This window comes from Neobacillus sp. Soil_C_43, assembly GCF_057656715.1.
This window is the reverse complement of record NZ_JBDGJV010000027.1, coordinates 1-26,298: the sequence shown is the minus strand read 5'-3', so window position 1 is coordinate 26,298 and position 26,298 is coordinate 1. Positions and strand designations below refer to the sequence as shown.

At 37.5% G+C, this 26,298-nt stretch carries 25 protein-coding genes and 1 pseudogene; 18 read left to right on the top strand and 8 right to left on the bottom strand.

The annotated features are described in order from the left end of the window. Positions 1 to 60: 60 nt before the first annotated feature. On the top strand, positions 61 to 1,308 hold the full coding sequence (locus AC3A54_RS23865) for an ATP-binding protein (RefSeq protein ID WP_487656483.1): 1,248 nt from the start codon (positions 61 to 63) through the stop codon (positions 1,306 to 1,308). A 51-nt stretch (positions 1,309 to 1,359) separates the two neighbouring features. Here the strand turns inward: AC3A54_RS23865 and AC3A54_RS23860 are convergent, their stop codons facing one another. Next, positions 1,360 to 2,025 carry a TetR/AcrR family transcriptional regulator gene (locus AC3A54_RS23860; protein WP_487656482.1) on the bottom strand — a complete coding sequence of 222 codons (666 nt, stop codon included), beginning with the start codon at positions 2,023 to 2,025 and terminating at the stop codon, positions 1,360 to 1,362. A gap of 257 nt (positions 2,026 to 2,282) precedes the next feature. Between AC3A54_RS23860 and AC3A54_RS23855 the strand changes: the two genes are divergently transcribed. The 4 genes from AC3A54_RS23855 (at position 2,283) to AC3A54_RS23840 (ending at position 4,638) form a co-directional block, all read left to right on the top strand. Beyond that, positions 2,283 to 2,933, top strand: coding sequence for a nitroreductase family protein (locus AC3A54_RS23855; protein WP_487656481.1), 651 nt, complete (start codon positions 2,283 to 2,285; stop codon positions 2,931 to 2,933). 43 nt (positions 2,934 to 2,976) lie between these two features. After that, positions 2,977 to 3,270 (top strand): putative quinol monooxygenase, encoded by a 294-nt coding sequence (locus AC3A54_RS23850; RefSeq protein WP_487656480.1) that lies wholly within the window; start codon positions 2,977 to 2,979, stop codon positions 3,268 to 3,270. Positions 3,271 to 3,698: 428 nt separating this feature from the next. Next, positions 3,699 to 4,124, top strand: coding sequence for an ASCH domain-containing protein (locus AC3A54_RS23845; RefSeq protein WP_487656479.1), 426 nt, complete (start codon positions 3,699 to 3,701; stop codon positions 4,122 to 4,124). Positions 4,125 to 4,251: 127 nt separating this feature from the next. After that, positions 4,252 to 4,638, top strand: a complete 387-nt coding sequence (locus AC3A54_RS23840; RefSeq protein WP_487656478.1) for a TerB family tellurite resistance protein — start codon at positions 4,252 to 4,254, stop codon at positions 4,636 to 4,638. A gap of 140 nt (positions 4,639 to 4,778) precedes the next feature. Here the strand turns inward: AC3A54_RS23840 and AC3A54_RS23835 are convergent, their stop codons facing one another. Continuing rightward, positions 4,779 to 5,306 carry a M15 family metallopeptidase gene (locus AC3A54_RS23835; protein ID WP_487656512.1) on the bottom strand — a complete coding sequence of 176 codons (528 nt, stop codon included), beginning with the start codon at positions 5,304 to 5,306 and terminating at the stop codon, positions 4,779 to 4,781. A gap of 312 nt (positions 5,307 to 5,618) precedes the next feature. Here AC3A54_RS23835 and AC3A54_RS23830 point away from each other — a divergent pair. The 3 genes and pseudogenes from AC3A54_RS23830 to AC3A54_RS23820 all read left to right on the top strand — a co-directional run. Further along, positions 5,619 to 5,863: pseudogene (locus AC3A54_RS23830) on the top strand (NUDIX domain-containing protein); the annotation flags it as partial. Between the two features lie 615 nt (positions 5,864 to 6,478). After that, entirely contained in the window at positions 6,479 to 7,588 is a 1,110-nt protein-coding gene (locus tag AC3A54_RS23825; protein WP_487656477.1) for an FtsZ/tubulin family protein, read from the top strand. A gap of 125 nt (positions 7,589 to 7,713) precedes the next feature. Further along, positions 7,714 to 8,430 (top strand): PfkB family carbohydrate kinase, encoded by a 717-nt coding sequence (locus tag AC3A54_RS23820; RefSeq protein WP_487656511.1) that lies wholly within the window; start codon positions 7,714 to 7,716, stop codon positions 8,428 to 8,430. Positions 8,431 to 8,658: 228 nt separating this feature from the next. On the opposite strand, the gene rlmN is transcribed toward AC3A54_RS23820, so the two are convergent. Further along, the gene (gene rlmN / locus AC3A54_RS23815) at positions 8,659 to 9,726 is read right to left on the bottom strand and encodes a dual-specificity RNA methyltransferase RlmN (RefSeq protein ID WP_487656476.1); all 1,068 of its coding nucleotides are present in this window, start codon (positions 9,724 to 9,726) and stop codon (positions 8,659 to 8,661) included. 87 nt (positions 9,727 to 9,813) lie between these two features. Further along, positions 9,814 to 10,692: a TRM11 family SAM-dependent methyltransferase gene (locus AC3A54_RS23810; RefSeq protein ID WP_487656510.1), complete on the bottom strand. Its 879-nt coding sequence runs from the start codon at positions 10,690 to 10,692 to the stop codon at positions 9,814 to 9,816. Between the two features lie 281 nt (positions 10,693 to 10,973). Here AC3A54_RS23810 and AC3A54_RS23805 point away from each other — a divergent pair, with 281 nt between their 5' ends. Further along, positions 10,974 to 11,294 carry a hypothetical protein gene (locus AC3A54_RS23805; RefSeq protein WP_487656475.1) on the top strand — a complete coding sequence of 107 codons (321 nt, stop codon included), beginning with the start codon at positions 10,974 to 10,976 and terminating at the stop codon, positions 11,292 to 11,294. A gap of 97 nt (positions 11,295 to 11,391) precedes the next feature. Here the strand turns inward: AC3A54_RS23805 and AC3A54_RS23800 are convergent, their stop codons facing one another. Beyond that, entirely contained in the window at positions 11,392 to 12,327 is a 936-nt protein-coding gene (locus AC3A54_RS23800; RefSeq protein ID WP_487656474.1) for a PD-(D/E)XK nuclease family protein, read from the bottom strand. 191 nt (positions 12,328 to 12,518) lie between these two features. On the opposite strand from AC3A54_RS23800, the gene AC3A54_RS23795 reads away from it, so the two are divergent. The 8 genes from AC3A54_RS23795 (at position 12,519) to AC3A54_RS23760 (ending at position 23,072) form a co-directional block, all read left to right on the top strand. Further along, positions 12,519 to 13,604: a GerAB/ArcD/ProY family transporter gene (locus AC3A54_RS23795; protein ID WP_487656473.1), complete on the top strand. Its 1,086-nt coding sequence runs from the start codon at positions 12,519 to 12,521 to the stop codon at positions 13,602 to 13,604. After that, complete coding sequence (locus AC3A54_RS23790) at positions 13,601 to 15,016, top strand: spore germination protein (protein ID WP_487656472.1); 1,416 nt, start codon at positions 13,601 to 13,603, stop codon at positions 15,014 to 15,016. Before AC3A54_RS23795 ends, AC3A54_RS23790 begins: the two co-directional genes overlap by 4 nt. Continuing rightward, positions 15,017 to 16,174, top strand: coding sequence for a Ger(x)C family spore germination protein (locus AC3A54_RS23785; RefSeq protein WP_487656471.1), 1,158 nt, complete (start codon positions 15,017 to 15,019; stop codon positions 16,172 to 16,174). It abuts the gene before it with no gap. Positions 16,175 to 16,430: 256 nt separating this feature from the next. Continuing rightward, positions 16,431 to 17,648 (top strand): methyltransferase domain-containing protein, encoded by a 1,218-nt coding sequence (locus AC3A54_RS23780; RefSeq protein WP_487656470.1) that lies wholly within the window; start codon positions 16,431 to 16,433, stop codon positions 17,646 to 17,648. Between the two features lie 308 nt (positions 17,649 to 17,956). Next, positions 17,957 to 19,252: an MFS transporter gene (locus AC3A54_RS23775; RefSeq protein WP_487656469.1), complete on the top strand. Its 1,296-nt coding sequence runs from the start codon at positions 17,957 to 17,959 to the stop codon at positions 19,250 to 19,252. A 90-nt stretch (positions 19,253 to 19,342) separates the two neighbouring features. Then, positions 19,343 to 20,440: a GerAB/ArcD/ProY family transporter gene (locus tag AC3A54_RS23770; RefSeq protein WP_487656468.1), complete on the top strand. Its 1,098-nt coding sequence runs from the start codon at positions 19,343 to 19,345 to the stop codon at positions 20,438 to 20,440. Further along, complete coding sequence (locus AC3A54_RS23765) at positions 20,430 to 21,938, top strand: spore germination protein (protein WP_487656509.1); 1,509 nt, start codon at positions 20,430 to 20,432, stop codon at positions 21,936 to 21,938. The genes AC3A54_RS23770 and AC3A54_RS23765 overlap by 11 nt, the downstream gene beginning before the upstream one ends. Further along, positions 21,939 to 23,072: a Ger(x)C family spore germination protein gene (locus tag AC3A54_RS23760; RefSeq protein ID WP_487656467.1), complete on the top strand. Its 1,134-nt coding sequence runs from the start codon at positions 21,939 to 21,941 to the stop codon at positions 23,070 to 23,072. A gap of 113 nt (positions 23,073 to 23,185) precedes the next feature. Here the strand turns inward: AC3A54_RS23760 and AC3A54_RS23755 are convergent, their stop codons facing one another. The 3 genes from AC3A54_RS23755 to speD are packed head-to-tail and all read right to left on the bottom strand — an operon-like array spanning position 23,186 to position 25,078. After that, complete coding sequence (locus tag AC3A54_RS23755; RefSeq protein ID WP_487656466.1) at positions 23,186 to 23,620, bottom strand: hypothetical protein; 435 nt, start codon at positions 23,618 to 23,620, stop codon at positions 23,186 to 23,188. Between the two features lie 58 nt (positions 23,621 to 23,678). Beyond that, the gene (locus tag AC3A54_RS23750; RefSeq protein ID WP_487656465.1) at positions 23,679 to 24,671 is read right to left on the bottom strand and encodes a spermine/spermidine synthase domain-containing protein; all 993 of its coding nucleotides are present in this window, start codon (positions 24,669 to 24,671) and stop codon (positions 23,679 to 23,681) included. A 2-nt stretch (positions 24,672 to 24,673) separates the two neighbouring features. Beyond that, the gene (gene speD / locus AC3A54_RS23745; protein WP_335546658.1) at positions 24,674 to 25,078 is read right to left on the bottom strand and encodes an adenosylmethionine decarboxylase; all 405 of its coding nucleotides are present in this window, start codon (positions 25,076 to 25,078) and stop codon (positions 24,674 to 24,676) included. A 139-nt stretch (positions 25,079 to 25,217) separates the two neighbouring features. Here speD and AC3A54_RS23740 point away from each other — a divergent pair, with 139 nt between their 5' ends. Continuing rightward, the gene (locus AC3A54_RS23740; RefSeq protein WP_487656464.1) at positions 25,218 to 25,382 is read left to right on the top strand and encodes a hypothetical protein; all 165 of its coding nucleotides are present in this window, start codon (positions 25,218 to 25,220) and stop codon (positions 25,380 to 25,382) included. Positions 25,383 to 26,298 lie beyond the last annotated feature (916 nt).

Sequence of the window (26,298 nt, the reverse complement as noted above, 5' to 3'; positions counted from 1 at the left end):
GTCTGTGTCTAAGGCAAGGATATATATGATTACACCTTATTTTTATGTGGAGGATTTTTCTTGATTACTCTCATCAAACCACTGATTGTTAACATTACGATATTATTATCTTTTACTTTTAATATGAATTTGTTTTTTCCGTTTAAATCGAAAGCTCCTCTATCACTAAAACAAAAAGTCATTTATGGGTTGGTGGGTGCCTTAGGAGCACTTTTCTGTATGTTTTATCCTATTCGTACCTTAGGTGAGACGCATTTTGATCTCAGGATGGTTGCCATCATCATCCTTACTTTATATGCTGGCTGGCTACCTGGTAGCATTATTTTAGTTAGCACCTGTTTGATCCGTTATTTCATTGGTGGAAAGTTTTTTTTCACGGGTATCCTAGTATGTGTTGTCGCTTTTTTCTGTGCGTTAGTATTTAGGGGGATTTTTTTAAAAGCAAAGGCTAGACTTGCGGCGGGTTCGATTGTCGTTGTGTGCTATCTTGTTGTTTATATTACCATTCTGTATTTTAGTGTTCATTTTTTAGAATTACACTTTTATTTAACTTACTTTTTTGCCTTTTATTTAACCACCATAGCCCTAATCTTTGTGATTGAAAGTCTGATAAAAATTAATAAGCAGTTTGAAGAAATGGTGTATATGGATAAGCTGACAATGGTTGGTCAGCTTACGGCTTCGATTGCACACGAAATTCGAAATCCACTGGCAACCGTTAGAGGTTTTATTCAATTTTTAAGTACAGATACAAAGGATGAGCAATTGAAGAAATACTCGCCATTAATCCTTGAGGAATTGGATCGGACAAACAACATTATTACAAGCTATTTGAAAGTAGCAAAGCCTGATTCATTTCAGTTAACAGTGATTCCCTTACATGAAGTTATAGACGATTGTGTCCAATTATTGAGACCGCTAGCGTCCTATTCTAACGTGATCATCGACTATGAAAATAAACAGCCCTACTATATCAATGGGGACAAGCCTCACTTAAAACAGGCTCTTATGAACGTCATTAAAAATGGAATTGAGTCCGTTGACAATCAAGGGAAGATTACGATTGAGCTACAAGCTGACTATATTAAAAATAGGGTGGAAATTAGGATCCAGGATAATGGCAGAGGAATGTCACCTGAACAGTTAAAGCAAATCGGCTTGCCTTTTTATACAACCAAAACAAAAGGAACAGGCCTTGGCAGTATGGTAACCAACAAACTCATTCGCGAAATGAACGGCTCCATCGAGTATAAAAGTGAACTCAACAAAGGAACAACCGTTATAATCGTCTTTCCATTACATAAATAAAAAACGTGCCTGTCCCCCAATGCTTTAAAGCGTTGGGGGACAGGCACGTTTTTATAATATTGGCGAAAGTTTGTGGAGAATGTCTTTCACCATGCAGTTTATTTCTTTGTGATTTATGTTTGTTAATAATTCGGGTCGTAGCACTTGGAAGCATTTCGCCAAGTAGTAATCATATAGAGCACGTTCTAATGTCAGTTCCTCATCCATTAAAAAAGAGGTATTGATTAGCTTATTTAAGACGGTTTCGTCCTGCATCATAAGAAGGGTAGGATTTAATTCATTAAAGAATCCTGCCTCCATTCCATTTTGATAAAACGTATAAATGGCGGCCATTTGTTCTTTTCGCGACTGCTTCTTTTTTTCATAAAGTGACATGCAACTAATCTGAAGGTCTTTCAAAAAAATCTCAGATGAATAGGCAGCTGACAAAACGGCATGTTCAAATACCTTTTGAAGACGTTGGGAATAGGAAAGCTCTGTATTGGAAATCATTTGACCTGCTTCATAAATATAGGAAATGCAAAAATCATTTAACTCCATAAGGATGTCTTCTTTTGAAGAGAAATAGTTATACAGAGAGGCTCGACTCATGTTCATCAACTGAGCAATTTCTTGGATAGATAAAGATAAGAATCCCTGAGTACGAATCACTTTTAGGATCTTCTTAATATGGGATTGTCTCATCAGTAATCGATCTTCAGTTGATATTTTTCTCATAGTCCACACTCTCTTTCCATCAAGAATTATAACATAAACCAATTGGGAAATTCTTTACATCGAAGCCAAGTTTTTTTAGTTTACAAAAATGAAAAAGAGGAGTAAAGTAATCCATTGTTAACACTTTAGACATTAAATGATTATTTTGTCTAAAATAAAATCAATAAAACACTTTAAACCCATGGAAGTTAGAGAGCTTGGGCAAGATAAGAATAGATTACATTACATTCACATGAAGAGAAGAGGAGTATACACCTATGACTACAGCTACAGCATCAAGACAACTCATAAATGACTTTAACCAAATTCTTAAAGGTCGCCGGTCTATTAAAAATTATGATAAATCCGTAAAAATTAGCCGTGAGGAAATGACTGAAATCCTAACGTTAGCGACAATGGCTCCATCTTCTGTAAATATGCAGCCATGGCGTTTCCTTGTAATTGAAAGTCCTGAGGCAAAAGCTACACTGGCACCACTTGCTAAATTCAATCAAAACCAAGTTGAAACTTCATCGGCAGTCATTGCTGTATTTGGTGATTTAAACAATTTTGAAAAAGCAGAGGACATTTACGGGGCAGCAGTAGAAAAGGGATTCATGCCACAAGATGTAAAAGATCGAATCCTGACATCTTTCTCCAGTTATTTTGACAACATTTCACGTGAAGATATGAAGGATGTTGTGTTAGTAGATGGCGGCCTTGTTTCCATGCAATTAATGCTCGCAGCTCGTGCTTTTGGATATGATACTAACCCAATTGGCGGTTATGAAAAAGACCAAATTGCTGAAGCTTTTGGTTTAGATAAAGAGCGCTACGTTCCGGTTATGCTTATCTCCATTGGAAAAGCAGCAGATAGTGGGTATCCATCCGTTCGTCTCCCAGTAGATCAAGTCGCACAATGGAAGTAAGGAAAGAGACTAGATCATTGATAAATGAAAGGATGACCTAACGATGATTATTATTCATGCGACATTTCATATTAATCCAACAATGCAGGATCAATTCTTAGACGAGATTCAACCATTAATTGCTGCATCAAGAGCAGAAGCGGGAAACATCTCCTACCGTCTTCAAAAGGATGTAGAAAGTGAAAACATCTTTACCATGGTGGAAGTGTGGAAGGATAAAGACGCCGTAGCAAGCCATAACGCAAGTGAACCGTTCACCACATTTGTGGCAAAGGTAAAAAAATTCCTCACTGCACCACTAGATGTAAAAGCATTCGAAGGGCAACCACTAAAATAAAAAAGGTGCCTGACCCCCGCCGCGTTAACGCATTACCACGCTGGGGGTCAGGCACCTTTTGTCATATTTAATCATCTTCTGTATAGGCTTCAGTAGTCGTGTCCATGCATTCCCAACACTCACATCTGTTCCTCTCAAATTTAGACAATTCCTTTCCACAAGAAATACAAACATCCATATCCATCGGCATATCTCCTTTCAAGTGAAAATTTTCTATCTCTATATACCCATTTATATTCATTTGAAAGCTTGTTAGAGAACTTGTTTACAGAATAGTTGCTAATAAATTTATAAAGCTGTCTGAAATAAGCACTGCTTTAAGTGTACAAATATCTACAGATACCGTTCAGTTGAAAGTAACTAGTCATAGTAACTTTTGAAAGGGATACGCTAAAGAAAAAAACTTTCATTTGTAAGGGGCAAATAATATGAAGGTTCTATCGATGATTCAACCATGGGCAAGTCTTTTTGTACTTAGAGAGAACCAATACGAAACCAGGTCATGGAAGACAAATTATCGTGGCCCAATGGCCATTCACACTAGTTTAAAAATAGATAAGGCTGTGTGCAAACATATTGCCATTCAGAAGTTGCTTGGTAAACATGGATACACAACTGTGAATCTTCCAACCGGAAAAATTATTGCTATATGTGAACTCGTCAATTGCATAAAAGTAACGGAGAATAACCAAACATGGGCCGTCCTGGAGGATGGACGAATCGTAGAAGGAAATGGCTTTTTTCTCGGGGACTTTCGAGTAGGTGGATATGCCTGGGAAGTGAAAGAGATGAAACTACTAGAAGAGTGGATCCCAGCAAAGGGAAAACTAGGATTATGGGAGCATCCAATTTAGGGTGCCTGTCCCCCGCCGCTTTAACACATTAATAGGCCGGGGGATAGGCACCTTTTTTGGCCAAGTTGGAACTTATTTTGTTTTCATTCGTATAAATAGTACAAAGATTAAAGGGAGTTGTGGAATTTTGTTCTTAGCAGAACTGCAGCCTGAGGAGAAAAAGGCGTTTCTTGAACTTGCTACGCTGATATCAACCATTGATGGCAAATTATCTATATATGAACATACTGTATTAAAAAAGTTTAAAAAGGAAGTTGGGCTTGAGGATTATCAAATAAAAGGTCAGGCAATAGAGGATGTTTTAACGATATTTCAATCTGAACGCTCTAAAAACATCGTCTTAACAGAACTCCTGCAATTGATTTATTCAGATGGAGTATTTCATGAACAAGAAAGTGAATCTGTCCGCACCATTAAGGAGTACTTCGGCTTCGATCCACATGAATTTGGAAGCTTTAAGGATTGGATTGGTAAAATTAATGAGCTATCTGGTAAAGGCCCGCATTCAGTGTAATTAACACTCTAGATTATATCCATTTAACAAACGAAACGCTCAGAGCAATATTTCTCTCTGAGCGTTTATTGTATCTTTCGAATGGAAGCTCTACAAATCGTATTCGCTGTCCTCGTTTGGCGGGATTGTATTAGGTTGAATCATGGGTTGCCCAGATTTGTATCTACGGTCATGGATGATTCAGCAGGTCTCTCCCCATTCTGTAAGTCGGCAACAGTCAATCCAAAATCCATCTGTAAATGAGGATAATCTTTAAATTGAGCCCAATCACCGCCCCATTCAAACCCTAAAGATTTTGCCATTCCTACAACTTCAGTCCAGTCGGCTTTCCCATTCTTATTTCCGTCATAGGTCATATCCCAAATGACATTGCCTAATGGATCCTTTAGCGCAAAATCAACGGCAAGACCAAAATTGTGATAAGACTCTCCTCCTTTTGCATATGTTACAATAGTTCCTTCGGTCGTGCGGCCTTGCTCATATAGCCGATCCTGGTCTTCCGCACTTCGGAAGTCATCCGTAATCACGACTCTAATTCCTTTGCTTGCGGATTGTTGGATTAATTGGTCGCTGCGTTCCTTTACAATTGGATGGAGTTCAGTAGGATAAGAAATAGACTGGTTTGTATTTGAATTGGATATGGGATTTTCTTCTATAAATAAAAGCATGATAATAAGAGCAAAAGAAATGATAAACACTAAACTTCCTATTCGCTTTAAATTCAAAACTGTATTCCTTTCGTATTTAAAAATGTTTTCATAATTAAGACGTAAAGTACAGTCGCATTGTTTCATGTTTTTATTTACCAACTTTTGGGGCCAGTCCCCCGATGCATTAAAGCGTTGGTGGGGAACTGTATTTTTACTTAGTGATAGATGATTTAGTATACTAATTCTCAACGATTAACAGAGGGGAATGATGTCCATTTCCCGAATGAATGTAGAGATTATTTATAATGGAGAAATATATGGAGGTTGATGATAGGCTATATTGAGGAGTTACGAGAAATAATTGGAACCCGGACGCTCATTTTAGTTGGCGCTGTTGTGGGTGTAGTTGATGAGGATGGAAAAATTCTTTTGTAAAAAAGACATGAAGGCGTCTGGGGGCTTCCAGGTGGTTTGTTAGAATTAGGGGGGCTGTTGAGGATGCTGGGAGAAGGGAAGTTCTTGATGAAACAGGCGTTGAAATTGGGCAACTTAAGTTAGTGGAAGTTTTTTCGGGGGTAAGAGTCGATTGATGCTGGATTTTTTCCTTTACACGAATTACCGGACCGTACAACTCCTTTAGTTAGGAAGATGATTCAAAAATTTTCTACGATGCTCAAAAAGACCTTTCTAATAGGAAGGTCTTTTTTCATGGCTAAAAAAACTAATCAAACGTTTGATTAAATCGCTGGAAGCCATGGTACCCAAGGACAGAAAAAACTAATCAAACGTTTGATTAAATAGTCGGAGGCCATGATACGTAAGGGCAGAAAAAACTAATCAAACGTTTGATTAAGTCGCTGGATGCCATGGTACGCAAGGGCTGAAGAAACTAATCAAACGTTTGTTTAAATTGCTAGAGGGCATGGTACGCAAGGGCAGAAAAAACTAATCAAACGTTTAATTAAATGAATGGAGGCCTTGAGGCTGGTAGGACTTATCAATTTACAAACAATCCTTCTCTAATAAATAGACTTTTCTTAGCAACAGCTCTACAAATTATCGGATATTCGCTAAACAAAAAAGGTTTTTGCCCAGTTTTTCTTATCTAACTATTTTCATGTAATTTAATATGAAAAAGTCTAATTTATTAAAATATGAGTATTATTTTAAAAAGAAGAGGAGGGGATTTGGTGAAATCAATTGGAATCTTGGGCGTAGGCCAAGCAGGCGGGAATATAGCGGAAATAGCATCAAGTATGGGCTTTGAAACAGCGCTTATCAATACGAACCAACGAGACGGCTTAGTAAACACGAGGGTGGAAAAGAAATATTTCGTCCCAGGGTATAATGGTGCTGGGCAGGATCGATCAATAGGATTAAAAGCGGTTAATGAAAACTATAAAGAGATCATTGACTTTGTACAGCGGTCCTTTAAGAACATAAAGCTTTTGTTGGTGGCCTTTTCTACGGACGGTGGTACTGGATCAGGTATGAGCCCGATATTAATAGATCTGTTATTAGACCAACTCCCAGGTGTCAACATAGGTGCTATTGCGATTGTGCCTGATCGTAATGTATTGGCCGGTAATCGAATCAATGCGGTTGAATGTATTGAAGAAATCTCTAAGATTGACTCGCTTTCATCTGTGTTCCTTGTAGACAATGATCAGATGCGCAAGTTGAACCCACAATCCAGTAAACATGAAATCTACCTTTCTTCTAATCATCAAGTCATGGAGGCTATTAAGAACGTACTGCAAGTAACGAAAAAAAGTTCCTTTTACGGAAACTTCGATGAAACGGATCTTATGAATATATTGAATACAAGAGGCGTCACGATTATATCTTCAACAACGCTTACAGACGCTAAAACGACCACAGAAGTAGCTAGTAAAATTGAACAATCTTGGGGAAACTCGATATTTTGTCCTGTTGAATCAATAGGTGTGATTCGAGCAGGTTTAATTTATGAAGGTCCAGAAAAAATGGCAAAGCTAGTTAACGTCCCATTGGTTTTTGAAAGGGTGGGAGAACCTCTTGAATTGTTCGAAGGAACCTATATCTCAGAATCAGACCCCACAATAACCTCGATTTTAGCGGGACTGTCATTTCCTACCCGCAGGATGAGGGCTCTTGAGGGATCACTTGAGAAGAATAAAGAGCGTTTACAAAGCCTAGTTAACAAGGAACATACCCAGAAATATGATTCAAAAATATCATGGGCATCCAACTTAAAAGCGAAAACACCTCAAAGACAGACCGGATCCGTAACTTCCAAGTTATCGAAGTATCAGAGATAATGAATGAAAGGGTCAGCTCCCTATCGCGGTAAAGTGATGGGGGCTGACCCTTTGTGCACGATGCATTGCTAAACATATTTTTTAGTATCATTTGAACTAAATTGTAATGTTTTAAATATCTATTTATTAGAGTTAACAGAACGAAACTTAAAGAAGTACTTCAGCAAGAGGGTGTGAATGAGGAATCTGTTAAAATTGCCACTATTAAAGAAACGGGTACTGCTTCTATCATTATTTCTGGACAGGACAATCGAATTATCGTAGTACCAGGAGCAAATAGTGAAGTAACACCTGAATGGGTTATAGCACATGAAGAAACAATAATAAATAGTAATTTATTATTGTTGCAATTAGAAATCCCATTAGATTCGGTCATAAAAATAACAGAAATTGCAAATAAGTATCAAGTTCCTGTCATTTTAAATCCTGCTCCGGATCAAAAGCTACCAAAAAAACTCATAGATGGAGTCACATACCTCACACCAAATAAGCATGAGTATAGTCAACTATTAGATGAAGCCTCGGGAGAAGAAAAAGCTCAAATTATAGCAAAAAGTATCGTGACAAATGGGGAAGATGGGGTTGAATTTCAATTTCATAACCAAAGAATTACATTGAATGGGGTGAAAGTGGAGGTTGTTGATACAACTGGTGCAGGGGATACCTTTAATGGGGCTCTTGCAGTGGAACTTAGCAAAAATAAGAATCTAAAGGACGCTGTTTTATTTGCACCCATGGCTGCAACCATATCAGTCACGAAAATGGGAGCTCAAACGGGAATGCCATATGTTGAGGAATTGGAAAAATTTTATGAACTGAATGCATCAAAACTGGTGTTATAAAAAATCTAACGATTGTAACAAATAGAAATTCTCTTGATAGTTAATAGCTGATTCCTGCCCCCCACAATACGTTATAGCATTAATGTATCAGGGGGGCAGGCACTAAATAGAACGGTCTTGCTGAAACAAAAGTTGTTCACACACATTTCTAACTTTATTTTTGCAGTGTTGATTTCATATTGGGCAAAGACCATTTCCATAATAGATTTCATGGAGATTTGGTAGAAGTTACCGTGCTTCTGTTTTTTTGATTTGTTTGCTTCTTAACTGTCCGCACGCGGCATCAATGTCTGTTCCATGTTCTTGGCGAATTTTACAATTAATCCCGCTCTTTTTCAACGTATCATAAAATGACAGTACCGATTCCTGTTCACTTCTTTGATATTGACTATGTTCATCGACCGGATTATATGGAATTAAGTTTACATAGACTTTCTGCCCTAGAGGACGCAGAAGTTCTGCGAGCTGCTCGGCTTCTTGCTTATGATCATTGACATCTCGCAACAGAATATATTCAATCGTAATCCGACGGTTGGTCTTATCTACATAATACTCCATCGCCTGCATCAATTTTTCAATCGGAATCGCACGGTTAATTTTCATAATACGCGTCCGAAGTTCATTATTTGGCGCATGCAAGGAAACGGCCAAATTTACCTGCAGCCCCATATCCGTGAACTCAATGAGCTCGTCCGCGAGCCCGCTGGTGGATACGGTGATCCGTCTAGCAGCAATCGCAAGCCCTTTATCATCTTTAATCACCTTGATAAAGTCTATGAGGTTTTCAAAATTATCAAAGGGTTCACCAATCCCCATCACAACCACATGACTGACGGTTTCACCTTGAACCTTTTTATCCAGGTGCAGTTGAACGTTCATAATCTGCTCGACGATTTCCCCACTGGATAAATCCCGGCTTTTCGCTAATAAACCACTCGCGCAAAAACTGCAGCCGATATTACAGCCTACTTGCGTTGTCACACAAACGGAAAGGCCATATTTTTGGCGCATTAAGACCGTTTCAATCAAGTTGCCATCCTGCAACTTGAACAAAAATTTAATCGTTCCATCGGCTGATTCTTGCTTGATATGCTCCTGTAAGGTTTGGATTGCGAAGTTTTCTGACAGCAATTGAACACAAGCTTGATTTACATCCGTCATATCCGAGAAAGCTGTTACACGCTTTCGATAAAGATATTCCCAAACTTGTTGTGCTCTTGACTTTTTATGACCGTGCTCGATAAGCCATGCTGTCAATTGATTTATAGTTAATCCATATATGGACTCTTTATTCATACTTTCCCCTCATTTCATAAAAATAAAACTTACATTTACCAATCAGATTCCTTTATATAAAGTGAATAAGCTCTATATGGAGCTGAATCAATTACAAACGATCACTTCTCGAATAAATACACTTTTTTTCGCAACCGCACGATCTATAATAGAAAACCCAGCTTTTATCAGAATTTCATCGATGGGTTCAACGGTCACCACGACTACTTTTTCTGCAATCCTTCGTGCACTTTGGAGCATTTCCAATTGTACTTCGGGGGATATCACCGAACACAAATTATAAGGCAAATCAATAATCGCTACATCATAATGACCAGTAATATCGCGAATATCTGCTAAGGTTATTTCTCCATCAAAACCAAAGTGTGCGATGTTTTCTCGAGCGCCAGGGAGAATCAACGGATTTCGGTCGCTTCCAACAATATCAATTCCCATTGAAAGTGCTTCAACTAGGACAGTTCCAATTCCGCAGCAAGGATCGATGGCCCTAATTCCTTCTGGTTTTGGGATGGCAATGTTTACGACCGCTCTAGCCACACGCGTGCTGAGCGCAGTGGAGTAGCTATTGGGTTTCTGCTGATGTCGAAACCACACCGACTCACTTTTCTTATACTCACCGAATACCCATCTGCGATTGACATTCATCACGCCAAACAATCGATCGGGGTGACGAAGGTCGGCCTTACCAACGATGTGTAATCCAATTTCTCGTTCAATTGCACGTCGTTTCTCGAATCCGTCTCTTTCACTTTTTTTCTGACCGCTATTTTTCACATAAGTGACTTTAAACGTGGCCCCGCATAGTTGTAAAGTATTCACCTGTATAAAAAGATCCTCAAGGATTTCTGCTTCAAATAACAGAGTAATTCTTTCCTTAATAAAAGGGCTTCGGCTAGGGTCAATTTTTACGATGCTTTCCAAGACATGTGATTGAGACTCCTCTCCGAATAATGAGCGCATTTCCAAAGCACACAAGGAGCGTTCATCCTCAGAATGGGCGTAAGTGTATATATAGGTCGTTCTTTTTTTGGGGGTAATATCTAATTCGTTATCATACTTTAATCTTTCTATTTCAACGTCACCTCAAGTGTTATCTGAAAAACATTATCTATTATACCAAGAAAAAACGCATTATTAAAAATTACCTATAATTGGGTGCCTGAAACCGTATTATGTAAGTTGTATATACATGTTATAATTGAATGTGAGTTATGTAGCAAAATTTAGGTTAAAGAGTGGATTATAAGATGAAAAGTATGAAGAAATGGTTTTTACATTTGAACTTGAGATATAAGCTACTAATCTCATTCTCCAGTTTTATTATTTTATCCTTTACGATTATTGGTGGAAGTTTGTTCTGGTTATTTGTTAATTCGAATCGGGATATGTTATTGGATGCGGCCGTTGAGAACAACCGACAAATTGTCAAAAACATTGATACTGCACTACATCCATTACTTTCCTTATCAATGTATCCAGTACAGGATCAACAAATTTATCAGATAATGGAAAAGGATTACTCAACGTTTAAGTATCCCTTATATGAAAGGCAAGGCAATAGTATATAAAATTTTATAATTGAGTCAATTTACCGTGTACAAGATAACTTGAGACGGGGATTCTTGAGCAGTGTTAGTTCGTATAAGTTAAAAGTCCACCAAAAGGTTATTTTAGGTGGACTTTTTCACATTTCTCTCTAAAATTGCAGCTATAACACCGTTTCGATTCCTTCATCTCAAACTGTTCTTTATCAAGTGGCTTATTCTTTACAGGATCCTCTAAATAGTTCAGCATATGATAGATGCTATCATTCATCAGCTGTTGAGCCGAGTCTATTTCGAACGGAGTCAATTGATACTCCTGGCTCTTACCCGATAACAAATATTCATTACGCAAGACAATATCTTCGACTGGTATTTTGTGTTCTCTTGAAAGAAAGAGGGCATAAAACGCAAGCTGTTTCCGGTCATCCTCTGACTCTTTCCCCGTTTTCCAATCGACCACAATCCATTTCTCCTGACTCACATCTTTGTACACAAAGTCCAACACCACGAATACGTCCACACCATTGACTTCAAACGTTTGAAAATCCTCCGAGTGTAATACATGCATTTCTACCTTTGTCAGGATATCTTGATAGGTTTTACTCGTGAAGAAATTTTTCACGCACAACTCTAGCTTGATTTTGGCAGCACTAATTTCCTCAGGGCTAAGGCCATCTCCATAATAGATTTCATGGAGCATTTGGTGTCGCTTCGGCTTCTGAAACCAATACTGACGAAACTTAGTGGAATCAAGATAGGCCTTATTAAGATTCTGAGTGACCATCCCCATCATCTCATTTTCAGTTAATAAACTTTTATCATTTAGGAAGTTCTTCAACTGCCGATCAATGACTTTATGGATTTCATCCCCCAAGAGGATCGGGATATTTTTAATATTTTTCAAACGGTACGCTGCCTTAGTTTCTTCCGGGGACTCATACAGCCAGCCATTATGAGATTCATAGTATTGATGATAGTACTTTCGCGCGCACTCTAAAAAGGTCTTATGCCTTGAATTCGACCACGAAAAATCAGGGGAATCACGGTGAACGTACATGGAATGTCCTCCACTAATGCTAGATTCTATAATAGAATTGTATTTTCTAAAGGCACTGAAAAGCAAATGGAATGTTTTGGAGGGCAAGGGACAGTAGCTATGGACAAAAAGTTAATCAATAAACCCATACTAAAATATCTGAATAGAGTTAGAAATTAAGTTGAATAATATGGAGAAAAGGAAAATTATAAATGCAGAATAAGTTAAGATTTATATCCATTGTATATATCATTTTACTTTCTGTGGGCCTTTTTGCACATGTTGAAATTATTCCCTTCCTTTTATCCACAGCAAAAAGAGGTTCTTGGATCACCATTTTATTAACAATCGTCATTCTACCTTTTTGGATTTATTTATTGTATAAGATTGTCACCATCATAAACAAACGGTCCATTATTCAGCTTTTAAGGGATCATGTGAGCTCATTTAGGTATTACCTTCTTCTCCTACCATTGGCCGCCTATATGCTTATTAATGCCTTTGTCACTGCGAAGGATATTATTTACTGGTCACAATTAAGCTATATGCAAGGATTTAACAGTATTACTCTTGCCCTTGTATTACTCGTTTTCTGTTTGTTTTGTACCGAAGCAGGATTGTTTTCGATTGGGCTGTTAAGCAGCATTCTCTGCCCGCTTGTCCTTTTATTAGGTTTTTTTATTTCCTTTGCGAATGTGAAGAAAAAGCATTATGAACTTTTATTTCCTTTGTTTACCGAGGGCTATTTACCAATAGCAAAGGGACTTCTTTATACTTCCTTACCGATTTTAGAGATATTTATCATTATTTTCTTAACGCCAGTTTTGCAAAAAGCTGTCTCAAGAAAGCAGTTATTCATCATTGGGCTGATTATAATCGGGTTAATGCTTGGCCCTACTATTGGAGCAATTGTTGAGTTCGGACCAGAAAAAGCATCGCAGTACCGCTATCCTGCTTATGAAGAGTGGCGTCTAATTTCCATTGGCCGATATTTTTCACATGCAGACTTCTTTGCGATTTATCAATGGCTTTCAGGCGGTGTAATCAGGATCAGTTTATTTGTATTCATTACCTGCCGAATTCTTACAAAAGGGATAGAGAATGTAAAGGTAATAAGGATCGTATATACCCTCCTCCTTATTGCTTGCGTCTATCCATTTGACCAAAGCCCCTTTGCGACCATTATCTATGGATATTTCAGACCGTTATCTTTCTTTTTACTTATCATACAAATTTCAATCTTAGCTATATTCATCGTGAAAAATAAACAGAAATGGTTAGGAGGCAGAGGTGAATGATAAATGAACAGATTTTCTCTATTAAAAACCTAAAGATGATTTTCAATTATTCAGCTGATATTGAAATAAAAGAGGAACAATGTCAGGAGCGGCCAGTGATTTTTGTTTATTGTAAGCCATTAACGGACACTAGTCTGATCTCATCATTGCAGTTGCCCTCCATGGAGGCGGCTAACTCCATTTATCAAACGCTACAGCTAGAGGTTCGAAGGAAGGATTCCATTGATAGAGAAACAATGGAGGAGGCTATTTTTTCGGGAAGGCTAATGGTGATACCTACTGGAGATTCCGTTTATTTTTATGATATTAGTAAAACTCCTACCAGGCAGCCGGATGAGTCGGTAGCGGAAGTGTCGATTCGAGGAGCGAAGGATGGTTTTGTTGAGGACATTACCATTAATCTTGGTTTAATTCGTAAACGGTTGCGGACGTCTTCATTAGTTGTAGAAGATTACTCCATTGGAAAACGGACCAATACGAGAGTTTCTCTTCTTTATATCAAGGATATTATTAACGAACAGGTATTGAGAGATATCCAGGGACGGCTTGCAACTTTAGATATTGATATTTTAACGAGTGCTTCGATGTTGATGGAGTATTTAATGGAGCAAAAATTTACGCTCATTCCATCAATTAATTATTCAGGTAGAGCTGATTTCGTCGTAGAATCGATCAACCAAGGGAGATTTGCCATTGTAGTAGATGGAGCGCCAACAGCATTGATTGCACCGTCCGACCTTTCCTTTTTATTTAAAACACCGGAAGATGCTAACACCAGTTTTTATTTTGCATCATTGGAACGTTCATTGCGTATTATAGGGCTTTTTACGACGACATTTCTGCCCGGGTTTTATACTGCCTTAATCACCCATAATGTAGGGCAATTACCTCTTCCTCTTATTGCTACGATTACCGTTTCAAGATTAGGATTGCCATTCTCACCCTTAATCGAAGTCTTGCTAATGCTCATCATGTTTGAGTTATTTAAAGAAGGCGGGGCCCGACTTCCTAAGGGAATTGGACAAACCGTTGCTGTTCTAGGAGGGTTGATTATCGGTGATGCTGCGATTCGAGGGGGAATTACATCTCCCACTATGCTCGTAGTCATTGGTATAACAGCTATTTCTAGCTTTACATTGGTCAATCAGTCCTTATCTGGAAATATTTTTTTCATAAGAGTGTTTGTTCTGATCTTCAGCTACATGATGGGGATATATGGTTTTTTCATCAGTCTGATGTTTGTTTTTCTCTATTTAACAAAGTTAAAGTCGTTTGGAGTTCCTGTATTAGCGGATATCTCCTCACCGGAAGGAAAAGACATCCTATTTACGATTATTCGCCTTCCCTATTCATTTATGAAAAAAAGAAGTGCGTCTTTATTTATAAAAGATGGCACAAGATCAGGTGAGTAAATGAGGAATCTCTTATTCATTATTTCGTTACTGCTGCTCCTTTCTGGTTGTGCAAATATTCGAGAAATCCAATACCAAGCTTATGCGGTAGGGATAGGAGTTGACTATAAAAATCATGAATATCACGTGGTGTTACAGTTCTTAGACTTTTCGAATGTAGCTAAAACCGAGCAAGGGAAAAGTGATCAACCCGTTCCTGTATGGATAGGAACTGGTAAAGGGAAAACGGTGGAAGATGCGATAATTCAGATCTACCATGGCATACAGATTCCAGTGAATTATGACCAGATTAGTCTGTTTGTTTTTGGAAAGTCTTTATTGGAACATCGATTAGATAAGACGCTTAAATCGTTAGATACAAATTTTAATATACGACAAACGGGTTTGGTCTACGGTACAGAGGAAAAGGTGGAAGAGGTATTTACAACGAAGGTTCCTTTTAATTATGCTTACTCAAATTCACGAATTAACCAGCCAGAATACATGCAGCAGCAAGATTCAACCGTTCCAGCTATTTCACTGCAGGAACTGATTTATCAATTTAATGAAAAAACAAAAACAATTTTGCTTCCAAGTATATCTATTAAAGATGAAATTGTGAAGAAAAATCTAGAAAAATTGCCTGTCACCATTGTTAATGGTGCATATATCTTGAAGAATGAAAAAATGAAGGGGTACTTATCGCAACAAGATATGGAAGGCTTTAATCGGGTGAATAACGAGGCTGTTCGATCTCCTGTAATCGTAGTTGAAGAGAAAGACGGAAATGAGGATCTGGTTCAAATTGAATTATTGAAACCGAAGGTCAAAAGGGTCATTGATAAAGACCAAAATGAAGTGAGAATAGGATTAGATATTAAAATATCAGCCATTATTAGAGAATCATCGCAAAAGGTGGTTCTCTCTCCGAGAATTAAAAGAAAGATTAAAGAAAAAATAAGAAACGAAGTGTACGCAGCCTATTCAAAAAGTCACCAAATCGGTGGGGATATTTATCAATTCGAGGACTTTATGTATCGATTCATGTACGAGGACTGGAAGACTACTAAGAAAAACGATGATTTCCCTATTTTAAAAAAAGAAAACATTCATGTAAAAGTAAGACCATTAAAAAGCATCAATAAAATCAACTCAGGCATTAAACTGCCTCTAAACTAGCGAAACAAAGGCATCTACCCTAAATGGGAAGGTGCCTTAGCTTTGGCACCCATGAGGATGGCTGATTTAAAGGATCACAAATTTCTGGTGCAATGTGGCGACCGTCATCGACAGGTGCCTGTCAACAATCGAAAGTATGTAGAGGTGAATAGAGATTGAATTTATATTTCATAAAAAGAATCATGGTTTTGTAGGGGTTTTTTATATAAGAGGAGAACTAGTTAATATAGAAATAAACAAGTGCTGGTGATGAGACATGAGAATCGGACAGTTCGGAAAAGTGAATGAAATAAGTATCGATGCGATTAGACACTATATGGATTTGGGATTGATCGTGCCTGAAAAGCAGGGTGGGCATTATGTTTTTGATACGGGCTGTCAAAAAGATTTAGAACTTATTCTGGATTTAAAAGGGATGGGCTTTCATTTAAATGAAATTAAGATGATTTTTCACTATAAGAACTTTGGGCAATTTGCGGAGTATGAAAGAGATGCCTTTTATCAATCCCTGTTCTTAGATAAATATGAGAAGCTAGAACAGGAAATTAAGAACTTAATAGAAATGAAAGACAGACTTAAAGGGAAAGTAGACCAGCTATCAACTTCATCTTCTGGCTCAAGTAATACGTTAGGTATTGATTTAAGCGTATTAGATATTCTCAAATGTAATAAATGTGATGAACCCCTCACTCTTCAAGACGGAATAATCAAGAAAAACCAGATAGTTGAAGGCAAACTGACCTGTGACTGTGACCAAGTGTACCTGATTGAATCAGGAATATTAAGAGTAGGTAGCGCAATTGAGTCAAACAATCAAATTTCCCTTTTAAATAATATTCCAGAGTATATTCAGGAAACGGATCCGCTTTATTTAGAAAATATGAACAAAGGGCTGCACTGGTCCAAAAGGAAACTGGGCCAAATTGATTTGCACCAAAAAGTAATTCTCGAATTAGGGTCTGGAGTCGGTTTTTTTCTACGGAATATTTATCAGGAATTACCGGAGGATTGCCTGTACATTGCAGTTGATCACAATTTAGAGAGGCATCAGTTTTTAAAAAGCTTACTTGAGAGAAGTGGTTCTAAGAAAAAAATCCTTTTTATTTGCGCAGACTTTCTAGACATACCAATATCCCAACATATTGTTGATATAGTTGTTGATCATTCAGGCACTAGCAATTATAGCTTTGAACATGAAACGTTTTTACTCCGAGAAGTGGAGTCACTTTTTAAATTTGATAGCTATTTATTGGGCTCCTATTTAGCTTTTAAAAATTTCAGCCATAAAAGTAAAATTGAAGTTAAGTATCGTGGTAACTTTTCTGTCAGTAACATTAAAAAAACTATAGGGGAATTAGAATATAAAACCATTGAGGACCGGACCTCTGAATCCATCGAGAAAGGCGGAAAGTACGAAGATTTTTTTGTGCAGGGTGAAGAAATATTTAGTTATTCATTTTTTGGTAAAAGGTAGGGTTAACCCTATCTTTTTTATTTTTTTTATTAAAATCCCTTCATTATGGCTATTGATGTAGGGTTCACTCCACCACTTACACTTTACTTATTGGCTATATTAAAGAACATTGTTAATTTTTATACCCTGTTGATTGGAGCGGAAGGAGCGAAGACTCCTGTGGGAGTATGGTTCAGGGGAGACCCCGCAGGCGCTTTTCGCCGAGGAGGCTCGCCGAAACACCCACGGAAAGCGAAGCTCCTGGAGCGGAAATCAACAGAAAAATTTAACAAAGCCTACTTATAAAAGTTAATGGAGGCGGATGATTAATGATTACATTACCATTTAGTGTTAATGGGGGAAAGAACCGAATTGAAATAAAAAACTTATTTCTCTTTTCATCAGGGAAGACCGTTTCAATATTTGGTACAGCGATTTATCAATTTGCGTTAGGTCTGTATGTTTTAAAGTTGACGGGATCGGCGATAAGCTTTGCAGCTACCCTTATATTAGGGATCATTCCGATGATTGTGATCAATCCGTTTGCGGGAGTCATTGCTGATAAATTCAACAAAAAGAGATTAATCGTATCAATGGATTTATTAAACGGAATGTTGTTAGTAGCGGTTTATGTGCTAAGTAATATAGTTGGCCTTAAGCTTTGGCTTATTTATGTTACGACCATCCTAATGACAGTGTTTAGCACCTTTTTTGGAGTAGCCCTGGAATCAGCAAAGCCAAACATCGTATCTAAAAACATGTTAATGAACATCAATTCCATTAGTAAAATTATTGATTCAGTATCATCCATTATGGGACCGATGCTAGGAGGGATTGTATTTGCGATCTTTGACATTAGAACGTTTATTATGATTAACGGAATCTCCTTTATTTTTTCAGGTATTTCAATGATGTTAATTAATTTCAAACAGTTCCAGCAACAATCCAATGAAGAACTGCCAAAAGAGAAAATTCATTTTCTGAGAGACATCAAGGACGGGTTTCATTATATAACGGCAAGAAAGAATATCCTGAATTTGTTTATCCTATTAATTTCATTAAATTTCTTTCTTGGCTTTACTGTGACGGTTCCAATCCCCTATATCATGAATACGGTATTAGGGCTTTGTTCAAAGAACTTTGGTATTATTCAGGGATCGTTTCCAGTAGGAATGATTGTGGGAGCGCTAATGGTAAATAAACTTACAAAGAAAATTCCTTATTCCTCACTCTTCCGATATTTAAGTATTTCATTATCCACTTTAATGATTATTACTGGTCTACCAGTCCTTCTTGAAAAATATCAATTCGCTCCAGTCTTTTACGTCATTTTTTACAGTATAGTCATGTTTCTTATTGGTGCGATTGTTGCTCTAATTGACATCCCTTTTTCATATATCATGCAAAATGAGATTCCAGAAGAATTTAGAGGACGGGTCTTAAGCATTGGTATAAGTATTGGAAAGGCCATGCTCCCATTGGCTCTGGTGACCTCTGGGATTCTGTTAACTCTTATACCATCGTATATGATTCAAATGATAGGCGGGGGATTGTTTCTTCTTTTTATTTTACAATCTACAACAAAAATGAAGGTGGAACTAAAAACCGTATCAATAGATACGTGAAATTCAGGATACTTTGCTATTTAACCAACCACTATCCTAAATATTTACTCAGATTTTGGAAAACATATCATAGATAGGAGGGCGGATGGGATGATAAGTCAAAAGATTACAGTCTTGCAGTTATTCTTCATTATTATGATTAGCACCGGACTAATGAATCATGTGATGGTCATCCCGGTTCTCCTAGATAAGTCTGGACGGGATGCTTGGATTACAGTTCTTGTAGCAGGAGCCCCCTTTCTAGCCTGGTCTGCAATCATCTTTTACATATACAAAAAATTAGCAGGTAAACACCTTTTCTTATGGTTGAAAGAAAGAGTTGGGACCATTGTTACATATATCCTAATCTTATCTTTATGTATCTACGTATTTGTCCTTGCTGTCATAACTTTACTTGATACGTTTAGTTTTATTAATACATTCTACTTAGAATTAACACCGAAAATCGTGGTCATCACAACCATCTTATTAGTCTGCCTTTATAACAGCTACAAAGGGATAAGATCAATAGGATTAATATCAGGCATTTTATTGCCGGCCATCGTAATCTTCGGCTTTTTTGTTATGACTGCAAATATGGAAAACAAGGATTATTCCCTGTTAAAGCCCTACTTAGAAAATGGATATACCCCCATCTGGAATGGGTTGGTCAGCGTTCTTGCAGGGTTAACAGAAATAGTCACCATTCTGTTCGTACAGCAACATTTAAATCAGAAGCTACGCTTTAAATACTTACTTATTTTATGTATTGCATTAATAGGTCTGATTATTGGTCCATTAACAGGAGCCATTGCAGAATTTGGCCCGTTTAGTACAAAGAACCAACGGTTTCCTGCATTTGAAGAATGGCGCTTAGTTTCGTTAGGGGTTTATATTGAACATTTAGACTTTCTCGCTTTTTACCAATGGTTATCGGGCGCCTACATACGGATTTCTTTTTTCATCTTCTTAGTCCCTAATCTCATAAATGTTGAAAAGGAAAAAAGAAGAGTCTTTTTTCTAATCGGTCTGTATGCACTACTTGCGATTATTGTACTTTTGCCAATAAGTGATATTGTCTACTTTCAATTACTTAAGGATTGGATCTTGCCAGTATCCTTCTGGTTCATTTTAGGAGTTTCGATTTTTCTTTTCACCATCTCCTTATTTAATCGAAAAAGAGGTGAAATTGTCATTGATGAAGCGTAAGGAATTAGTACTCAAACAAAAAAATCACTCTAGTTCAATCGAAAGTAAGGATTCGGCCGTAACGACGATGGATACCCTTCGTAAGCTGTTTGAACAGTGCAGCGACGTTCACATTCTCAATAAACATATTGTGGGGGAAAATGATTTTCAGTTGAACATCATTTATTGCGAGGAATTATGTAATTATCAAAAAGCAGTGGAAACCATTATTCCTCACATAACATTTGTTTTAAAGAATAATCAAGTCACTTCGGATTCATTAGAAGAGGTCTTAGAATTCCCTATAAAAAAAATGGATTCTACCAATATTGAAAGTAGTGTTATGTTTGAGGTTTTTAGTGGGAACCTTATTTTCTTTATTAAAGAATTGGATGCATTTTATCTTTTTAATTTTTGTAACATACCAAAAAGGTCTATTGAAGAACCGAATACGGAGGTATCCATTAAAGGCCCAAAAGAAGGGTTCATCGAGACCTTATCAGTTAATATTGCATTGATTCGAAAAAGATTGAAGTCAAACACCTTTAAATATGAGCAGATTGTGGTAGGAGAACGCTCGAATACTAGAATAGGTTTACTCTATATATCGGATATTGCTGACCCCAATTTAATATCGAACATTAAAGACCAAATCAAGAGGATAAATTACGATGGCATCATTTCAACAGATCAACTAACGGAACTAATAAATGGGAATAAAAAATTGTTTCCGATGTTTATGTATACGGGAAGACCAGACTTTGTTGTAGACTCGCTATTACATGGGAGATTTACCATTCTCATTGATGGCTTACCCACTGCAATTATTGGACCAACCACCTTGTCGTTCTTATTAAAATCACCAGAGGATGCCCACAGTCCATTCTTATTAGGTTCGTTTGGTCTCGCTATCCGATATTTATCGTTAATTATCTCATTATTCTTACCAGGATTTTGGTTAGCGCTCATGTCCTATCATACGGATCAATTACCGTATAGTTTATTAGCAACCATATTGCTGAATCGTCAAGGAGTCCCCTTACCTGTTCCAGTAGAAGTGATGATCATGGCGTTACTCTTTGAACTTTTTAAAGAAGCGGGTCTACGAATGCCTACGCCCTTTGGACAAACCTTATCAGTAGTCGGGGGCTTAATCATTGGTCAAGCGGCAATTAGTGCTGGATTAACGGCCCCAACCGTATTAGTGGTAATTGCCATATCAATGGTAGCCACCTATACCATTGGTAACCAGGAGTTAAACGGGATTATATCCATCATACGAATAATGATTATATTAACCTCATCGATTCTTGGCTTATTAGGCTATTTGCTTTCCGTGTTTTTCTTTTTAACGTATCTTGTTAATTTACATTCATTTGGAGTTCCATATCTAACACCATTTTCCCCAATTCGATTTAAAGAAGTACTGTCAGGCTTTATCCAATTACCTTGGAATTTTATTAAAAGAAGACCGGGTTCTCTCAATCCGACTGATCCAACAAGGCAAGGAGATTCCTAAATGAAATATGTTTGTTTAATCGTCTTTACGGTTGTGATTCTTTCTGGCTGTTGGGATATTAAAGAAGTAGAACAACAGTTATACATCCATGCGCTTGCTGTGGATTATAAAGATGGGAAATTCGTGTTATATGGACAGGTGATTAGTTTTAATAACCTTGCTAAACAAGAGGGGGGGGCTAGCAGACAGCCTCAAACGACTGCAACCGTGAAAGGTACAGGTGAAACCATCAATGATGCTGCATTTGATTTATATACTACCGCGCAACAGCGATTTTCATGGGAACATATAACCGCAATCGTTTATACTGAAAACACTTTAAAGAGTGGAAAAACCCTTCATGTAAATGATTTCTTACAGCGATATTATCAAATTAGAAATATCATTTGGACTTTCGGAACAAAAGAGCCAATAGAAGAAGTTTTTGCAGCTAAACCGATTCTGAATATTACCGTTTTATATTCACAGCTTAGTAATCCGGATGACATTTATAAACAAAGCTCTAGTATTAAACCGATTCAACTTTTTGAATTAAATAGAAAGTTGTCCGAGCCAGCCTATACAACCCATATCCCATACCTAAGTACTTCTAAAAAAACTTGGGAAGAAAATAAGAAAGAGCATCTGGTTGCATACATTGGTGGGAGTGGATATTTAAGAGGAAAAAAATATGTAGGTTATGTACCACGTGATCAGTTGTTTGGAGATAGATGGATGACAAAGGATGTAAATAGAACGAAGTTAAGTGTTAAAGAGGACAATAAAACGATTGTAGTAGGACCAACGATCAATATTAAATCTAAAATTTCTCCTGTCATGCTGAATAACAAAGTAAAGTTCACGATTGATGTTAAAGCGGATTTTAAAACAACGGAAATTTTGAAATTTAAAACGCATAAAGAATTAAAGGAATTGGCTGAAAATGAAATACGAAAGCAAATAGAAGAAACCTATAAAAAAGGACTAAATAATAAAATCGATATATATGAGCTATCTGATGTCCTCTACAAACAGAAGAATAAAGAGTGGAAAAAAATAGCGCAAAATGGAGTAATCCCACTCGAACCGGATACGATTAATAAAATCAATGTGAATGTAACGATATTGAATACGGAGCAGTTAAAAAATAGATAGCAAATTACATTTTTACATTAAACTATACTTTTAATAAACCAAAAATGCCCTGCTTTTTCTGTTCAGGGCATTTTGTTATGTTATGCAAATAAATTATTGTAAACCTGATGTGATTAGGAGTCTAGCAAATGTACTGTTAGTGAAGCTCTATTATATCTGGGTCTTCCTACAGGAGAAAAAGTATCAGCCATATATATTCCAACTTGATCGCCTACGTTTAGGAAGGCTTGGACGGTTTTTCCTGTCATTGTGCTCATGTTGATGGCATCAAAATATGAACCTGTCAGTGGAAGAGACCCATTTTCACAGAGGTTAATATTGAACAAAACAGATTGTCCATCATCTAATAAAACGGATACATCTGCCGTTATTTGATAAACGCCAGATTTGAATACACTAATTCGATTCGCAGCCACATCGGGTCTCGTATTTTGGAACGGTCCTGCAATATCAAAACCCACAAGGTCTCCGGAAACAACAGGCAGAATGATCCCATCCTGTTTATATAATGATCCATAAGCATCTGGTTTTATGTTTCTGGTTCGCATACTTCACCCACCTTAAAAAAATAGTAAACGGGGTTGGTTTGGCAAGTCTTTGATAGCTTTACTCTAAGTAAAGAACTTCCTTTTTAAAGATATCATGCAAGTTAGAGTTCTTCTTGGTGTTTACGACTGATTTACTTTTACCTGCTAACATGGCGTGCGGGAAATAGGACATGTCTTTTAATTGAGAGGGTAACGTTTGGTGCGGTACTTCCACACGATTTCCTGACCACGTGATGGACTTTGGCGATCCAATATGGAATCCCCAATCTCCAAAAGATGGAACGATCGTATGATAACTAAGTGTACGAAATCCCGCAGCTTCTATTGTTTTACCTATACTCCAAAAAACAATAGGGGTATCCTCGGGAGAGTTGGATTGACAAACGAACAGTCCATCATTCGTCAAAGAACGTTTTAACATCGAATAGAATTCAGTAGTGTAAAGATCGCTGATGATTTGGTCTGTTGGATCAGGAAAATCTACAATAATAATATTGTAGGGTGTTGGGTTGTCAGCTAGAAACTTAACAGCGTCCATCGGATGAAGCTTTACACGCGGATCATGAAGAGAGGACTCGTTAATAGCTACTAAACTTGAATTATGTTTGGCCGCCTTAAGTACCTCAGGGTCCAAATCCACAAGATCTACATGTTTGACGTCTTTATATTTAAGAACTTCCCTTACTGCTAGCCCATCGCCACCGCCAACAATAAGGACGCGTTTCCTCGAACGGGTAAGACTAAAGACCGGATGAACCAATGCTTCATGGTAAATTCGTTCATCTAATGTGCTGAATTGCAACTGATTGTTTAAATACATCCTAATATCACGGGCTTCGACAATTTGAATGTCTTGAAAGTCACTTTTTACCTTTAATAGATTTTTGTGTTTACCTTGTTGTAACGTTTTTAATGCAATGTGGTCCCATAGATCAGCAATTTCATTTGAAGTATCTTTCTGTTGTTGTTTTTGTTGTTGTTGGATGGGCCTGTTTGTGTGGGTAAATGCTGGCGATAACCAGGCGTTAGTCGGTCGATACATTCTATTCATACTCATTTCTCTCCTTTAGAATCGTCAGTAGCGGTGATTTCATTACAATAGATTAATTGAGGTTGAGTAACACCCCTGTCAATGGAGTAGACCATTGCTTTTTGGGCAGACAATTCTTTTAAAAGTAAATTTACAGGGGCAGTAAGATCAGAATCTCCGCAGGTATAAAAATCTAGTGACGCATACCTCTCTTCAGGCCAGGTATGAATAGATAAATGAGAAGTGGATAAAACAAGGACACCAGTTACCCCTTGTGGTTGAAATTGATGAAAATAAGAGTATAAAATCTCCATTCCTGCATCTAACGCTGCCTTTTTGCAGAGGTTTTCTAAAAAGGCAATGTTATTCAAATGTAAAGAATCACACTCAAATCCATCAATGATTATGTGCTTTCCTTCAATGGTCAAAGCTAATCATTCCCTCCATGTTCCTTTTCATTATGGTATGGGATTTTGAATGAAAATCCTGTGTGCTTGTCTTAGTTTTTAGGAATTTGGACAAATTTAAGAGGTGTGCGGAAGGGGAACTTTCAAAGGAGAAGCAGAAATGATCATTGCACAGCACAAGCTCGAAGAAGCGTTGAAGACAAGGCAACTTCGGACAGGGCAGGCGAAAAAAGTGAAAACCTGTCAGAAGGTAAGGCACTTCGGACAGAGTAGGTGGAAAAAAGAGAAACACTGTCAGAAGGCAAGCGAACTTCGGACAGAGTAGGTGGAAAAAGGTGAAACACTGTCAGAAGGCAAGGCAACTTCAGACAGTGTAGGCGTTAAAAATAGAAACATTGTCAAAAGGTAAGGCAACTTCGGACAGAGTAGGTGGATAAAATCAAAACACTGTCAGAAGGGAAGGCAACTTCTGACAGTGAAAGCTTTAAAAATAGAAACATTGTCAGAAGGCAGGCCAACTTCTGACAGAGTAGGTGGAAAAAATCAACACACTGTCAGAAGGGAAGGCAACTTCTGACAGAGTAAGCGTTAAAAGTAGAAACATTGTCAAAAGGGAAGGCAACTTCTGACAGAGTAAGCGTTAAAAGTAGAAACATTGTCAAAAGGGAAGGCAACTTCTGACAGAGTAAGCGTTAAAAATAGAAACATTGTCAAAAGGGAAGGCAACTTCTGACAGAGTAGGTGGATAAAATCAAAACACTGTCAGAAGGTAAGGCAACTTCTGACAGAGTAAGCGGAAAAAATAGAAACATTGTCAAAAGGCAAGGCAACTTCTGACAGAGTAGGTGAAAAAAATCAAAACACTGTCAGAAGGTAAGGCAACTTCTGACAGAGTAAGCGTTAAAAGTAGAAACATTGTCAAAAGGTAAGGCAACTTCGGACAGAGGAAGCGTTAAAAGTAGAAACATTGTCAAAAGGTAAGGCAACTTCTGACAGAGTAAGCGAAAAAATAGAAACATTGTCAGAAGGCAAGGCATTTTCTGACAGAGTAAGCGAAAAAATAGAAACACTGTCAGAAGGCAAGACAACTTCGGACAGTGTAGGCGAAAAAAATAGAAACACTGTCAGAAGACAAGTCAACTTCTGACAGTGCATGAGGAAAAAAGTCAAGCCCATTATTATGTGTAAATTCATTCCTCATGAAAAACAATGTTAAGCAGATGAATTATTTTTGGTGTACT

Coding starts and splice junctions, on each gene's coding strand:
- AC3A54_RS23765 (WP_487656509.1), top strand. CDS start 20,430: ATGAAGCGTAAGGAATTAGTACTCAAACAAAAAAATCACTCTAGTTCA.
- AC3A54_RS23845 (WP_487656479.1), top strand. CDS start 3,699: ATGAAGGTTCTATCGATGATTCAACCATGGGCAAGTCTTTTTGTACTT.
- AC3A54_RS23855 (WP_487656481.1), top strand. CDS start 2,283: ATGACTACAGCTACAGCATCAAGACAACTCATAAATGACTTTAACCAA.
- AC3A54_RS23775 (WP_487656469.1), top strand. CDS start 17,957: ATGATTACATTACCATTTAGTGTTAATGGGGGAAAGAACCGAATTGAA.
- AC3A54_RS23760 (WP_487656467.1), top strand. CDS start 21,939: ATGAAATATGTTTGTTTAATCGTCTTTACGGTTGTGATTCTTTCTGGC.
- AC3A54_RS23770 (WP_487656468.1), top strand. CDS start 19,343: ATGATAAGTCAAAAGATTACAGTCTTGCAGTTATTCTTCATTATTATG.
- AC3A54_RS23785 (WP_487656471.1), top strand. CDS start 15,017: ATGAGGAATCTCTTATTCATTATTTCGTTACTGCTGCTCCTTTCTGGT.
- AC3A54_RS23795 (WP_487656473.1), top strand. CDS start 12,519: ATGCAGAATAAGTTAAGATTTATATCCATTGTATATATCATTTTACTT.
- AC3A54_RS23780 (WP_487656470.1), top strand. CDS start 16,431: ATGAGAATCGGACAGTTCGGAAAAGTGAATGAAATAAGTATCGATGCG.
- AC3A54_RS23750 (WP_487656465.1), bottom strand. CDS start 24,671: ATGAATAGAATGTATCGACCGACTAACGCCTGGTTATCGCCAGCATTT.
- rlmN (WP_487656476.1), bottom strand. CDS start 9,726: ATGAATAAAGAGTCCATATATGGATTAACTATAAATCAATTGACAGCA.
- AC3A54_RS23740 (WP_487656464.1), top strand. CDS start 25,218: ATGATCATTGCACAGCACAAGCTCGAAGAAGCGTTGAAGACAAGGCAA.
- AC3A54_RS23850 (WP_487656480.1), top strand. CDS start 2,977: ATGATTATTATTCATGCGACATTTCATATTAATCCAACAATGCAGGAT.
- AC3A54_RS23805 (WP_487656475.1), top strand. CDS start 10,974: ATGAAAAGTATGAAGAAATGGTTTTTACATTTGAACTTGAGATATAAG.
- AC3A54_RS23755 (WP_487656466.1), bottom strand. CDS start 23,620: ATGCGAACCAGAAACATAAAACCAGATGCTTATGGATCATTATATAAA.
- AC3A54_RS23790 (WP_487656472.1), top strand. CDS start 13,601: ATGATAAATGAACAGATTTTCTCTATTAAAAACCTAAAGATGATTTTC.
- AC3A54_RS23835 (WP_487656512.1), bottom strand. CDS start 5,306: ATGCTTTTATTTATAGAAGAAAATCCCATATCCAATTCAAATACAAAC.
- AC3A54_RS23800 (WP_487656474.1), bottom strand. CDS start 12,327: ATGTACGTTCACCGTGATTCCCCTGATTTTTCGTGGTCGAATTCAAGG.
- AC3A54_RS23860 (WP_487656482.1), bottom strand. CDS start 2,025: ATGAGAAAAATATCAACTGAAGATCGATTACTGATGAGACAATCCCAT.